Origin of the sequence: Streptomyces sp. NPDC059679, assembly GCF_042734105.1 — a bacterium.
Taxonomy (GTDB): Bacteria; Actinomycetota; Actinomycetes; order Streptomycetales; family Streptomycetaceae; genus Streptomyces.
In genome coordinates, this window is the sequence record NZ_JBHWES010000046.1 from 1 (window position 1) to 13,034 (window position 13,034).

At 71.8% G+C, this 13,034-nt stretch carries 11 protein-coding genes; 8 read left to right on the forward strand and 3 right to left on the reverse strand.

Going from position 1 to position 13,034, the window contains the following annotated elements:
• Window positions 1-68 precede the first annotated feature (68 nt).
• Both ACFV2X_RS36010 and ACFV2X_RS36015 read right to left on the reverse strand, forming a co-directional pair.
• Window positions 69-1,016 (reverse strand): 1-aminocyclopropane-1-carboxylate deaminase/D-cysteine desulfhydrase, encoded by a 948-nt coding sequence (locus tag ACFV2X_RS36010; protein WP_385624906.1) that lies wholly within the window; start codon window positions 1,014-1,016, stop codon window positions 69-71.
• A gap of 265 nt (window positions 1,017-1,281) precedes the next feature.
• Window positions 1,282-2,118: a class I SAM-dependent methyltransferase gene (locus ACFV2X_RS36015; RefSeq protein WP_385624908.1), complete on the reverse strand. Its 837-nt coding sequence runs from the start codon at window positions 2,116-2,118 to the stop codon at window positions 1,282-1,284.
• A gap of 124 nt (window positions 2,119-2,242) precedes the next feature.
• Between ACFV2X_RS36015 and ACFV2X_RS36020 the strand changes: the two genes are divergently transcribed.
• The 7 genes from ACFV2X_RS36020 (at window position 2,243) to ACFV2X_RS36050 (ending at window position 11,007) form a co-directional block, all read left to right on the forward strand.
• A complete protein-coding gene (locus tag ACFV2X_RS36020) occupies window positions 2,243-3,352 on the forward strand; it encodes a serine/threonine-protein kinase (RefSeq protein ID WP_385624911.1) in 1,110 nt (369 codons plus the stop codon).
• Window positions 3,353-3,414: 62 nt separating this feature from the next.
• Window positions 3,415-4,482, forward strand: a complete 1,068-nt coding sequence (locus ACFV2X_RS36025) for a trypsin-like peptidase domain-containing protein (protein ID WP_385624913.1) — start codon at window positions 3,415-3,417, stop codon at window positions 4,480-4,482.
• 5 nt (window positions 4,483-4,487) lie between these two features.
• Window positions 4,488-5,069 (forward strand): effector-associated domain EAD1-containing protein, encoded by a 582-nt coding sequence (locus ACFV2X_RS36030; protein ID WP_385624915.1) that lies wholly within the window; start codon window positions 4,488-4,490, stop codon window positions 5,067-5,069.
• A gap of 2 nt (window positions 5,070-5,071) precedes the next feature.
• Entirely contained in the window at window positions 5,072-5,764 is a 693-nt protein-coding gene (locus tag ACFV2X_RS36035) for a hypothetical protein (RefSeq protein ID WP_385624917.1), read from the forward strand.
• Between the two features lie 19 nt (window positions 5,765-5,783).
• The gene (locus ACFV2X_RS36040) at window positions 5,784-7,184 is read left to right on the forward strand and encodes a radical SAM/SPASM domain-containing protein (RefSeq protein WP_385624920.1); all 1,401 of its coding nucleotides are present in this window, start codon (window positions 5,784-5,786) and stop codon (window positions 7,182-7,184) included.
• A 5-nt stretch (window positions 7,185-7,189) separates the two neighbouring features.
• Entirely contained in the window at window positions 7,190-8,371 is a 1,182-nt protein-coding gene (locus tag ACFV2X_RS36045; RefSeq protein WP_385624923.1) for a formylglycine-generating enzyme family protein, read from the forward strand.
• Window positions 8,335-11,007, forward strand: coding sequence for a hypothetical protein (locus ACFV2X_RS36050; protein ID WP_385624925.1), 2,673 nt, complete (start codon window positions 8,335-8,337; stop codon window positions 11,005-11,007). The genes ACFV2X_RS36045 and ACFV2X_RS36050 overlap by 37 nt, the downstream gene beginning before the upstream one ends.
• Before the next feature lie 16 nt (window positions 11,008-11,023).
• Here the strand turns inward: ACFV2X_RS36050 and ACFV2X_RS36055 are convergent, their stop codons facing one another.
• Window positions 11,024-12,265: an MFS transporter gene (locus tag ACFV2X_RS36055; protein WP_385624928.1), complete on the reverse strand. Its 1,242-nt coding sequence runs from the start codon at window positions 12,263-12,265 to the stop codon at window positions 11,024-11,026.
• A 243-nt stretch (window positions 12,266-12,508) separates the two neighbouring features.
• Between ACFV2X_RS36055 and ACFV2X_RS36060 the strand changes: the two genes are divergently transcribed.
• Complete coding sequence (locus ACFV2X_RS36060; RefSeq protein ID WP_385624930.1) at window positions 12,509-13,015, forward strand: MarR family winged helix-turn-helix transcriptional regulator; 507 nt, start codon at window positions 12,509-12,511, stop codon at window positions 13,013-13,015.
• The last annotated feature ends 19 nt before the right edge of the window (window positions 13,016-13,034 follow it).

Here is a 13,034-nt window from a genome sequence, read left to right on the forward strand (position 1 = left end):
GGCGGTTTTGGGTGGGGGTTGGGGGCCCCCCCCCCCCGCCTTGCCCGCCCCCCAAAGCCACCACGAACTCACTGGACGGGATCCGCCGGCCCCGTGATCACGGCCGTGACCCGGCTCCCCGGCGGCAGCCGCTCACCACCCGCCAGGTCGTATACGCACCGCAGCATCTTGGCGACGTAGCGGCGCTCCAGGGCCAGGCCGTGCCGCGCCTCGAAGTCCTCGGCGAAGGCCGCCAGCTCGGCGGGGACGCGGCCGTAGCCGCCGCCGTGGTGGTCGTGGTCGATCCCCCAGTTCGCGAAGGTGCGCCCCCACCCCCGCTCGTGCAGACTCGCCACCTCGCCGTCCAGATACCGGGCGCCCTTGACCACCGCGACCCCCAGCGCCCGGGCGTCCTCGGGGAGCGCGGCGGCGATTCCGGCCAGCGTGCCCCCGGTGCCCACCGCGCAGCACACCACATCGCCCGGCCCCAGGCCGGGCAGGTCCGCGACGAGCTCCGAGACGATCTCCGCGGCCCCGCGCGCCGCCGCCACGTTCGTACCGCCCTCCGGCAGCACGTAACACCGGCCCCACCGCTCCTCAAGGTCCCGGACCGTCTCCGGCTCCGCCAGCCCGCGCAGCGTCTCCCGGAACCGCGCCCGGTCCCAGAACGCCAGCTCCATCCCGTACCCCTCGGCCCGCGCCAGGGACCAGTTGCGCTCCGCCCGGGCCAGCTCATCGCCCCGTATGACCCCCACCGTCCCCAGCCCCACCGCGGCCCCGGCGGCGGCCACGGCGCGGATGTGGTTGGAGTACGCGCCGCCGAAGGTCAGCAGCCGCGAGTGCCCCTGGTCGAGGGCGGCCTTCAGGTTGAGGGCCAGCTTCCGCCACTTGTTACCGGGCACCGCCGAGTGCACGAGATCGTCCCGCTTCAGCCACAGCTCCACGCCCCGCCCGGCCAGCCGCTCGTCGCGCACCCGCTGCAGCGGGGACGGCAGCCGGGGCGCGAGGGCGACGGCGGGGTCGACGGGCGTGCTCATCCGTCCATTCTGCGGGGTCTCTGCCTGGTCAGGCACGCGTACTGGATCGCACTGCCTTTGGCGCGCAGCGTGAGCACTGGCACGGCGGCAGGTGCGGGTTGGGGCTGGCTTTGGGTGTCAGGACGACCTAGGTGCACGCACCGAACGACGCGCTGCGGGCCGTGCGCAGAGGTCCACGGCTCGGGGCGCACCCGTTGGCTCCGTCCTTCAGGCGGGGTCGCCGAACGGCGACCCCGCCCCGGACGCCTGAACGTACGCGCGCCCGTCAGGCGAACCGCGCGATGGCGGTCATCGTCGGCCGCATGTTCCGCAGGGCGGGCAGCCGGTACAGCACCGGCGTCAGCGCCCCGAAGTACGGGCCCCGGCCGCGCGGCAGACGCAGCTCGCGCACGTCGACGACGCCCGGGTGGGCCGTACGCACCTTCGCCAGTTCACCGGCGTTCAGGCCCCATGGCATGCCAGGCATGCGGTAGCCCCGCGCGGGGCGCTTCTCGCCGCGCTGGGTGCCGACGCTGAGCCAGCGGGGCACGGCGTCGAAGACCAGCGCCCCGCCCCGGAACCGCTCGGCGCACGCCGCGATCAGCTCCCGCACCTGGGGCGGGCGCAGATACATCAGCAGCCCCTGGGCGGTGAGCAGCACACCGCCCTCGGTGTCGACCTCGTCCATCCAGGACAGGTCGAGCACGGACTGGGCCAGGGTGCGCCGCCGCTCGGTGTCCGGCAGCAGGGCGCGGCGCAGTTCGGCGGTCTCCGGGAGCTCGACACCCAGCCAGTGCGCCCGGCCGTTGTCGATCCGCCAGAACTGGGTCTCCAGGCCCTCGGCGAGGTTGACGACCGTGCCGGTCGGGTGATCGTCGAGGAAGGACTGTACGGCGGCGTCAAAGGACCGTACGCGCAGCGCCTGGCCCTGGGCGAGCAGCGGGTGGGGCGGGCCGAAGGTCTTCTCGAAGGGGAAGTCGAGGCGGTCGACGAGCTCGATGGCCTTGGGGTCGTGGAGCACCGTCCGGGGCTGCCGGGCCTCGTACGCCCGGTGGTAGAGGTTCCATAACAGGGTCTCGGGGAGGCTGCTGAGTCGTACGGTCACCTTGTCCTGGTCCGCCACGATTCCTTGGCTCCTTCCGGCTGTCCATCTTCCGGCCGTATATCCGGGCGAATACCGCCGCGAACGCTAGTGGCCCGACCGGGCAAGGCGTGGGCGTCCACGCCGTATGAGATCAAATCGGGACTTGGGCCTGAAGTTGGGCGCCGGACGGCTGATCGCCGGCCGGTATCTGCTCCTGGACCGGCTCGGCAGGGGCGGTATGGGGACTGTCTGGCGCGCGCGTGACCGGGTGCTGGAGCGCGAGGTGGCCGTCAAGGAACTGCACATTTTCACCGACGGCGGCGAGGAGCACGGACGGCTGCTGCGCCGCATCGACGGCCCATCGCTCGTCCGCCTGCTCGCGGACCACGGGCCGCTGCCGCCGCGGCGGGCCGCCGTCCTCGGGCTGCAAATGCTCGGCGCCCTGGAGGCCGTCCATGCCGCCGGAGCGCTGCACCGCGACGTCAAGCCCGCCAATGTGCTGCTGCGCCGGGACGGCAGTGCGGTGCTCACCGACTTCGGCATCGCGATCCTGGATGACGGCGAGTTCCTGACGAGCACCGGAGAACTGGTCGGATCCGCCGACTTCATGGCGCCGGAGCGGCTGAACGGGGACGCGGTCGGGCCCGCGTCCGACCTGTGGTCGCTGGGCGCGACCTTGTGTGTCATCAGCTCGGGGGAGTCGCCCTTCGGGCGTACTTCGCGCGTCGCCACGCTCCACGCCGTGGCGTTCGGGGAGCCGATGATCCCGGAGCGGGTCGGGCCGCCGCGGCCGGTGCTGGAGGCCCTGCTGCGCAAGGCGCCCGAGCAGCGGCCGTCCGCGGCCATGGTGCGGGACGCCCTGCGGCGCGTCGCGGACGGCGCCACGGACCCCGGCCCGCTGCCGCTGTACGCGGGTCGCCACCGGACGTACGGCCTTTGCCGGCCGCGCAGACCGTGCTGTCCGCGTCGGCTGACGCCGTACGGACGTCGAACCTCATCGCGGACGCGGAGACCCGGACGCATGCGGGCGATCCGGCCTCCTGGGCGGGCGGTTGGGAGCCGACCGCCATCAGCGCCGGCCCCCTGCCCATCGGTCGCGATGACGGCCGCGACGACGATCGCCGACGGGGCCGGAAACGGACGTGGTGGGCGGTGGCGACGACCAGAGCTTGGACTTCGCCCAGAGCTGCAAGGTGAACCCCGGAGCATCAACGATGATTGCCTGGACGACAACAAAGGAACTCTCAACGTGACCGTCTCGGTCACCCACTGAGCCACTGAACCGTTACGGTTCCGGCCCGGGACGCGTCGTATGTCTCCCCTATGCTGGGAACCGTGCCGCATTTTCTCGACACACTGCCCTTTGACTGGAGCAGACCGGAGTCGCGTGAACTCCACGACTTCCTCGCGGGTATCCATTTCCGGGAAGGTCCGGTCGTCGAGTTCGCGGTGCGGGCGGGAGTGAAACCGGCGACGGTCGCATGGGGTCGGCCGATGCATTCCGTCTGGCACGACCTGATCACCAAGGCCCGTAACCAGAATCGACTCCGCGCGCTGCTCGAACAAGTGGCGGAAAACGATGAGGCGGTGGCGCATCGGCTGCGCGAGCTGATGGCGGCGGAGCCGGTGGTGGAGGCCCCGGCGGCCGTCGATTCGGGGGTCGCTTGGAAAGGGTTCGACGCCCGCGACGCATGGGAGCGGCAGATCTTCGACCAGCCGACCCTGCTCGACGTGGCGTTCATGCGGCGCGGGGTCGAGCTCGCCCCGGCCGTGGTGCGGCTGCTGGTGACGCTGGAGAGCGGCCGGGCCTACGGGACCGCGTTCCGGATCGGCGAGGACCTGCTGCTGACCAATCACCACGTCCTCTACGACATCGGCCTCGGCCCCGGTCCTGGCACCGGTCCTGGTCCCGGCCCCGGTTTTGGCCCCGCGACGCGCGTCGAGGCATGGCTGCACTACGAGCTCGACACCGCCGCCCGGCACCGCGCCCATACCGTGGTGCGCTGCCGCCCCGAGACGATCACCGGCGACCCGGCGCACGACTGGGCCGTGATCCGGGCGGACGGGCCGCTGCCGGACGATATTCCCGTCGTCGAATTGGCGGATTCCGAACCGGTCTCGGTCGGCGAGCGGGTCTCCATCATTCAGCACCCGAACGGCGGGGTGAAGAAGATAGGGATGCACCACAACATCGTCCGCCATGTCGATGACGATGTGATCCAGTATTGGACGGATACGGAGGCCGGTTCCTCCGGCTCGCCCGTCTTCAACGAACGGTGGCAATTGGTCGGGCTGCACCATCGGTGGGTGGCCGTCGAGGAGTTGGGGAAGCGGGAATTCCGTAATCAGGGACGCCGGATATCCCGGGTGGCGGAGGGGCTTGCCTCGGCGGGGGTGCTGTAAGAGATATGAGTCTGCTGGACAACGTCCCTTTCGCTGCCGACGATCCACAGGCGCGGGAACTGCTCGTCGCGCTCCTCACCGCATACGACCAGGGCTCCGAGGTACGGGCCTTCGTGCTCGCGGCGGGGATGCGCGCCGCCGAGTTCGCGTGGACGGCGCCCATGGCGGAGGTGTGGCCGCAGGTCCTGCGCCGGGCGGCGGACCAGAGGAGGCTGCGGCGCCTGGTCGGCCTGATCGCCGAGGACCCCAACAGCGCGGCGTACGGGATCATCGCCCGGCTCGCCGCCACCCCGCCCGTCGCCGCGTCTCCGGCCCCCGCACCCCCCTCCTATCAGCCGGGGGACGTACGCCGACTGGTCATGGACGCCCTGGACGACGATGAACTCAACGCACTCTGCCTCGACCATTTCCCTTCGGTGTACGGCGAGTTCGCCCAGGGCATGAGCAAATCACAAAAGACGCTACGGCTGATCGAGTACTGTGCGCGGCGTGATCGGCTACCGGACCTCGTACGACGGGTCGGCGAGGTCAACCCCGTCAGGCACCGCGAGTTCACCGACCGCCTGGAAAACCGAGACGAGAGGTGAGCATGGACGAGCGTGAGCTGAAACTCAATTCCCTGTCGCGGTACGCCAAGACATCACCGCATTTCATCCTCGAGGAACACGGACACTGCGAGGTGCCCGCCGGATGCGGCGGCGTGGTGCTGCGGTGGCGCAATCCGCGGGCCGGAGTTCCCTTCACCATGTGGCTGGAGACGGACGGCCCGGGCGAGATGTATCTCGACGGCACGGCGCCCTCCTCGTCCCGCCCGTTGGTCCCTTTCGGTACGCACGTCCTCGCGTTCGAGATAGCCGCGTACGACCCCGCGTACACCACGCTGATGTTCGCCGGGCTCTACAAGCAGGATGACGACATCCACGTGCGGACCACGGCCTCTGACAGGGGCGAGCAGACGTCCGTGCTCTCGGCGGCGGACGGCAGTTGGAAATACTGCCTCGACGAGCCGGAGGACGACGCCTGGACGCGCCCCGGTTTCGACGACGACGGCTGGCGGCCCATGGTGGAGCGGTCCGAGCGGCGGCCGCCGGAGGATCCGGAGCGGAATGCCGAGCCTTATCGGGTTCGAAAGCTGAGGGAATTCGGCGCGGCCGGCCTGGGGATTCCCGGTGCCGGTGCCGGTGCCGGTGCCGGTGCCGGTGCCGCTGCCGGTGCCGGTGGCGGTGGCGGCCGGGTCTGGGTCCGTAAGGTCTTCAACGTTTCCGATCCGGGCGCGGCCTGACAATTCACGGAGGTTAACGATGCCGGAACGGGCCCCGCTGGTGCTCATCCCGCAATTCTTCGGCAGCCTGGTCTTCGACCGCCGTACGTCGCGATATCTGCCCTTCGATGCCGAGGCCACGGACGTCCTGAGGCGGCTGCGCACGCACCCCATCGACCGCCTGCTCGCGGAGACGGACGACGCGGACCGGTGCGGCCGGCTCCAGCGGTTCTTCGAGCACTTCTACGACCTGGGGTTCTTCACCGTCGACGGCCGGTTCGCCGGTGCCGTCCACGATGACCTGGACGTGCCGCCGGACCATCTCACCGGCCCGCTGGCGGTCCATCTGGAGGTCATCGCTTCCTGCAACCTGGGCTGCACCCACTGTTTCGCCGGTGACCTCCCGCGCCGCGAGAAGCGGCTGAACCTGGAGGAGATCGACCGGCTGTTCGCCGAAATGGCGCGGCTCGGCGCCTTCCGGCTCGGGCTCACAGGCGGTGAACCGCTGCTGCGGAAGGATATTTTCCAGATCATCGATCTGGCCCTGGAGCATGGCCTGGCCCCGTGCATCACCACCAATGGCCTGCTCATCACGGAGGACATCGCCAAGGAATTCGGGAAGCGCGAGCTGGTCTGGCTGAATGTCAGCCTGGAAGGCGCGACCGCCGAGACCAACGACCGGGTGCGCGGGTCCGGCACCTTCGCCAAGGTGCTCGACCGCCTCGCGGTCCTCCGTGAACACGCCCGTTTCACCCTGGCGTTCACCATCATGCGGACCAATCTCGACGAGATCGACGCGTGCGCCGAACTCGCGCATGAAGTGGGCGCGGACACCGCGGTGTTCCGGCCGCTGTACCCGGTCGGCGTCGCCGAGCGGAATCAGGAGCTGATGCCGAGTTTCGCGGATTACACCGAGGCGTTGAACGGCCTGTCCCGACTGGGCGGCCCAAGCCCCGGTAACCCCGCCAGCCCCGGCGATCCCGTGGCTCTGCATCACATCGACCCGTTCAGCCCGCATTCCCGGCAGGAGACGCAGTCCGTCATCCACCAGAACTACGGCTGCGGCGCCGGAAACCTCGTGTGCTCCGTGTCCGTGTCCGGCGACGTCAACCCGTGCAGTTTCCTCGGCCCGGATTTCGTCGCCGCCAACGTACGGGAGACCTCCCTGGCCGAGATCTGGCACCACAGCGCCGGTTTCCAGGCCATACGGGCCCTTCCGCACACCGACCCGGCCAGCGGCCACGGCCAGACCGCCACCTTCGCGGGCGGCTGCCGCGCTCGCTCCCTCGTCCTGGCCGGCTCGGTCAACGCCCCCGACCCCTGGATCGCCGAACAGGTCCAGGCGGAGGCGCGCTCGGGATCGGCGGTCCGCAATCCGCTCGTCATCCTCGATGTATCGGCCCGCTCGCGCGGGCGCGGCTGCCACGGATCGTGCGGGTAGGGGCGATGGGATCCGAACACGAGACGGGCTCCGCCTACGGGACGGGCTCCGCGTACGAATGGCTGCGCACCGACCACACCGCCACCGGCAGCGCCCCCGAGCTGCTGCGGCTCGCCCGCGAGCTGGAGGCCCAGGGCGATCTGCGCACCGCCGCCACCGCGTACGACCGCGCGCGCATGGTCGCGCCGGCCGACTCCGAGATCGCCGAGGCCCGCGGCGCCCTGCTGGACCGGATGGCGGTGGAGGAGCACGGCATCCTCTTCCGCTATGTCCCGGCCGGCTCCTTCGCGATGGGCTCCGCCGACGGCGACCCGGACGAGCGCCCGGTGCACCCGGTCCGGCTCGACGACTACTGGCTGTCCGAGACCCCGGTCAGCTGGGCGGCCTTCTGCGACCTCATGGACTGGGAGCCGGCGCCCGCCGGAATGCCCCGGGAGAAGCGGAAGCGGAAGCGGAGCGCGGCGCTGGACCCCAGCTGGTATCTGCACGAGGCGAACAAGATCCGCCTCCAGTACTGCGAGGACGCGACCGTCCGCGCCACCGACTGGCACGCCCACGCGCCGAGCCACGCCTGGGTCAACGGAGACGGCGAGCAGGTCGACTCCCGCACCCTGTTCGGCACCCCGCGCCGGGACGACCCCCGGCGCCCATGGGCGTACGACCGTAAACCCATGGTCAGCGTGTCCTGGCAGGACGCCGAGGAGCTGTGCGAGCGGCTGTCCACCCGCGAGGTCCGATACGGCCTGCCGACCGAGGCGGAGTGGGAGCGGGCAGCGCGCGGCGGCCTGCCCGGCCACCGCTACCCCTGGGGCGACGCGCCCCCGACCCACGAGCGCTGCGACTTCGACCGCTTCGACCAGTTCGCCATCCTGCCCATGCGGCGCCTGCCGGCCAACGGCTATGGGCTGTACGGGATGAGCGGCGGGGTGTGGGAGTGGACGGCCGACTGGTACGACGCGGCGTACTACCGGACCGGCCCGGGGACCAACCCGACCGGGCCCGCCCGGGGGCAGGAGCGGGTGCTGCGCGGCGGCTCCTGGGCGGACTGCGCCGAGGCGGTCACGGTGTCCTTCCGGATGTCCCGTGAGGCGGGCAGCTGGCGGAAGGGCGGCTGGGGCGCGCATATGACCCCCAACATCGGCTTCCGGCTGTGCCGCAAGGGCCTCGCGCCCGCGGCGACGCGATGACGGGCGACCCCCACGGTGACGCGTACGGTGACGCGTACGGCGACCCCCGCGGCGATCCTCGAAGCGACGCGTACGGCGCCGTGCGCAACGCGGGCGCCGTACGGGCCCTGATCGACCGGGCGCTGTCCGAGGACGAGATCCGGGACCTGTGCTTCGACCACTACCCGGAGGTGTACCGGGAGCTCGCGGCGGCCATGAGCCGCCGCGAGTGCATCCGCAGGCTGGTCGCCTGGTGCCACGACCGGCACGAGCTCGGCGCGCTCGTCGCCCGCGTCGCCGAGATCAACGGGCAGGCCGTCGCCGCGCACGCCGAAGCGCTCGCCGCGCCCTCACGGGACTCACGGGACTCACGGGACTCACGGGACTCATGGGACTCACAGGCCCCACGCGACGCGGCCCCCGAGCCCGTACCGCCGAAACGCCCCCTGACGGCGGGCATCATCCACGCCCTGCCCCCCGCCCCCAGCTTCGTCGGCCGCGCGGACGAACTGGCCGCGCTCAGCCGCTTCTGGCAGGACGGCGAGCCGGGCGTGCTGGCGCTGCTCGGTCTTGGCGGTGCGGGGAAGACCGCGCTGGCGGGGGAGTTCCTGTCCCGGCTGAGGACAGCGGGGGACCCGCCGCCCGACGAGCTGTTCATCTGGAGTTTCTACCTCAACCAGGACGTCAAGGAGTTCCTGGAGGTCGCCTACGCCTACTTCAGCGGTGGCGCGATCGCGCGCGGCAGCCCCATGGGCACCTTCTACCTGCTCACCGAACTCCTCACCGGGCCCGGCCGCAGGCTGCTCGTGCTGGACGGCCTGGAGCGGGTGCAGCGCCCGGCCACCGACCGTCAGGGCGTCTTCGGCGATTTGACCGACCGGCTGCTCGCCCAGGTCATCGACCGCCTGGCCGACGGCCTGGGCGCCACCAAGTGCCTGATCACCAGCCGCCTCCCGCTGCCCCGGCTGGCGCCCTGGCACGGTCGCGGCTACGCCTGGCTCGACATCGACCAGCTGTGCCGCGAGGACGCGGTGTCCCTGATCCGCGACCGCGGCGTACGCGGCGACGACGATGCACTGCACGCACTGATCGACGAGTACGGCGCCCACGCGCTGACCCTCGACCACCTCAGCGGCTACCTGGTCGAATACGCCGCTGCCGACCCGGCCGGCGCCGCCTCCCTGCCCGAGCCGCGCGCCGACTCGGGAGAGCCGCAGGAGCGGCGGCTGGCGCGGGTGCTCGACGCGTACGAGACGGCGCTCAGCGAGCGGGAGACGGCCCTGCTCGCCCGGCTGTGCATCTTCCGCTTCGGCGCGTCCGCCGAGCAGCTGCACTCCGTCTTCACCCGCGCCACCAACCCCCAGATCGCGGGCCCGCTGCACGGCCTCGACCTGCGCGATGTCCTCGCCGCCCTGCGCCACCTCCGCCAACTCCACCTCGTCCTGAACGAATCCGCCGGCCTGTTCACCGTCCACCCCGCGGTCCGCGACCACTTCTACCGCTCCTTCACCGACCCGCGCTCCGTCCACCAGGCCATACGCCGCCACTACAGCGCCCTGGTCACCGGCCCCGGCGTACTGCCCCCCGACCACCCCGAGACCCTGGACCTCCTCGAAGAGCTGGTCCACCACTCGCTCGCGGCCGGCCATGTCGCCGAGGCCGAGGAGGTCTACCGGCTCCGCATGGGCGGCTACCAGCACCTCGCCTGGCAGATCGGCCAGTACAGCCGCTGCGTCCGGGTCCTGGAGGAGTTCCCCACCTGCCCCGACCCCGGCGGCCTCCTCTGGTGCTACCGCGCGATCGGCGACCTCCCCGCCGCTCTGGCCCGTATCGACCCGGACGACAGCTGGTGGCTCGCCATGATCGGCACCCTCAGAGGCCGCCTCGCCGAGGTGGCCGACCTCCTGCGCGGCAGCCGTCGCGACCCCATCCTCGCCGTCTCCCGCGCCCTCACCGGCGCCCTGCCCATCGACCAACTGGCCGACGCCCCCGTCTGGTTCGGCCTCCCGCTCTCCCCTGCCGAATGCCTCCTGGAGGCCGGCCTCCCCGAACCGGCCCGCGCCTACGTCTCCCGCGCCCGCTCGGAACTGGCCGACACCTCCCAGGGCGCCGACTGGAACGACGAGGTCGCCCGCTACGACCTGATCGAGGCCACCCTCGCCTGCCACTCCGGCGACCTCGTCATGGCCCAGAGCCTGCTGGACAAGGCCACCCAGTGGATCGTCACCTCCGGCTCCCAGGAACACCTCTGCCTCCTCCACCTCGCCCGCGCCCGCCTCGCCCGCGCCCAGCGCCACCCCACCCTCGCCGGCACCGCCCTCCGCGAGGGCCTCCGCACCGCCGAGCAGTGCGGCTTCGGCCTCCACCGTCTCGCCCTGCTCCTCGAAAATGCCGAACTGGCCCTCCCCGACGACCCCCACACCGCCACCACCCTCGCCACCACCGCCCTCCACACCGCCTCCGACCCCGCCTGTCACCACGTCTGGGCCATGTCCCGCGCCAGCCACCTCCTGGCCCAGTCCCACCACCGCCAGGGCGATCCCGCAGCCGCCCTGGCCGAACTGACCCGCACCATCGCCCTCCAACGCGACATCGGCGACCCCCGGCTGACCGGGTCCCTGGAGCTCCTGGACCGGATCGAGCGGCGCCGCGGGTGATGGGCGGCGCGGGTGCTCAGCTCAGCACCAGCAGCGTGGCCAGCGCCGGGCCCAGCGCCCCGCCCAGTTGGTAGCCGAGGGTGAACAGGCCGATGGCGGTGGGGCGTTGGGTGGGCGGGACGGCGGAGGCGGCGTCCATGGACTGGGTGGCGTTGGCGCCCGTCGCGCAGAAGACCGCCGCGCCCGCCGCCGCGAGGAGCGCGGGTGCGCTGTGGGCCCACGCCGCCGTGGTCGCGGCCAGGGTCCCGACGGTGAGCAGCACCGCCCGCACCCGGACCCGTCCGAGCCGCGCGGAGATCGCCGCGAAGCCGAGGGCCAGGGCCGAACCGGTGAGCAGGGCCACCAGTTGGCCCGTGGCCACCGCGCCCGTCGACCAGTCGGCCCGTCGGGCGATCAGCCGTGGCACTGAGAACAGCAGCACGAAGTACGACGTGGAGAGCGTGAGCGCGAGCAGCGCCGCTGTACGGAAGACGGGGGTGCGCAGCACCGCTGTCGGTACGAACCCGTCCGGGTGGCGGCGGATGTGCAGGGCGAGCAGTACGGCCGCGCACACCGCCACGCCGATGGCGGGCAGCGGATAGGTGGGCAGCAGGATGAGACCGGTGGCCAGGGTCGCGAGCAGCAGCGCGCCCCGGGTGTCGAAGCGGCCCTCGGCGGGTGTGGCCTTGGCGGCCGGGCCTTCGGCGGGCGAGCCCTCAGCCGGCGGGCCTTCGGCGGGCGAGCCCTCAGCCGGCGGGCCTTCGGCGGGCGTGGCCTTGGCGATGTGGCGCCCGACGGCCGGTACGGCGAGCAGTGCCAGCACCGACACCGCCAGCGCCGCCCGCCAGGACACCGCCTCGGTGATGCGCTCGCCGAGCAGGGGGCCGGAGGCGCCCAGCATGCCGAACCCGGCGCTGATCACACCCATCCGCCGGGCGTCGCCCGCCAGGCTCATGGCCACCGCGATCAGCCCCGCCGCGCCGGCGGCCTGCGCGGCGCGCCCGACGAGGGTGAGCGGTAGCCACGGCGACGCGATGAGCACCACGGTGCCGCCGAGCACGAGACCCGCCCCGGCCCGCAGCGCCGCCCGCGCCCCGCGCCGCCGTAGCAGCGTCGCCATCAGCGGCATCCCCACCGTCATGGCCCACGCGAACGCGGTGACCAGCCAGGCGGCGGTCGCCGTGCCGACGCCGAGCGAACGGCCCATGTCGTCGAGGATCAGGACCGGGGCGTTGGCCCCGGCGGCGACCGGGGTGGCCAGCAACGCCAGCCAGAGCACGGGGACTCGGCGGTTTCGGTCAGTGCTCGTGCCGGTGGCAGCGGTGCTCGTGCCGGCAGCGGCACCGCGTGGGTCCGGTCTTGCGGTGGTGGACAACGATTCCCCCGTCTCATTTGCCTTAAGTGCCTCAAGGTTGATTCTCTCAACGTTGAGATAAAAGCAAGCCTGCTTGTGCGGCGTCAAGTGTCTTAACATTGAGAAGGTCTACGCTGAGGAAGACCGAGCAAGCCGAGGGGAGCGCCGATGAGCGACGTCATCGACCTCATCGTCGAGCAATGGGTGAAGGAGCGCCCCGAGCTGGCGGACGAGCTCTGGCCGGTCCAGGTGCTCGGCCGCGTACAGCGGGTGCAAAGCATCGTCGACAAGTCGCTCAAGGCGTTCTGCGCCGAACATGGCCTGGAGCCGGGCGAGTTCGACGTCCTCACCACACTCCGCCGCTCGGGCCCGCCCTACGCCCTGACCGCCGGTGCCTTCCTCAAAGCCGCCATGGTGACCTCCGGAGCCATCACCAACCGCATCGACCGTATGGAGGCCAAGGGGCTGGTCGAGCGGGTGCGTGAGGGCGGTGACCGGCGCACCGTCCTCATCCAGCTGACCGAGCGCGGCCAGGAGCTCATCGACGCTGTGATGGCCGCGCATCTGCGCAACTACGCCAAGATCCTCGGCGCCCTCGACCGCGACGAGTGCGAGCAGATCGCCACGGGCCTGCGCAAGGTGCTTGAGGCCCACGGCGACGCGGCCATCACCTGAGAGCGGGCACCTGAGAGGC

Excerpts from the sequence above, each read along its gene's own strand:
- ACFV2X_RS36035 (WP_385624917.1), top strand. The coding sequence starts at position 5,072 with ATGGACGAGCGTGAGCTGAAACTCAATTCCCTGTCGCGGTACGCCAAG.
- ACFV2X_RS36030 (WP_385624915.1), top strand. The coding sequence starts at position 4,488 with ATGAGTCTGCTGGACAACGTCCCTTTCGCTGCCGACGATCCACAGGCG.
- ACFV2X_RS36060 (WP_385624930.1), top strand. The coding sequence starts at position 12,509 with ATGAGCGACGTCATCGACCTCATCGTCGAGCAATGGGTGAAGGAGCGC.
- ACFV2X_RS36040 (WP_385624920.1), top strand. The coding sequence starts at position 5,784 with ATGCCGGAACGGGCCCCGCTGGTGCTCATCCCGCAATTCTTCGGCAGC.
- ACFV2X_RS36010 (WP_385624906.1), bottom strand. The coding sequence starts at position 1,016 with ATGAGCACGCCCGTCGACCCCGCCGTCGCCCTCGCGCCCCGGCTGCCG.
- ACFV2X_RS36045 (WP_385624923.1), top strand. The coding sequence starts at position 7,190 with ATGGGATCCGAACACGAGACGGGCTCCGCCTACGGGACGGGCTCCGCG.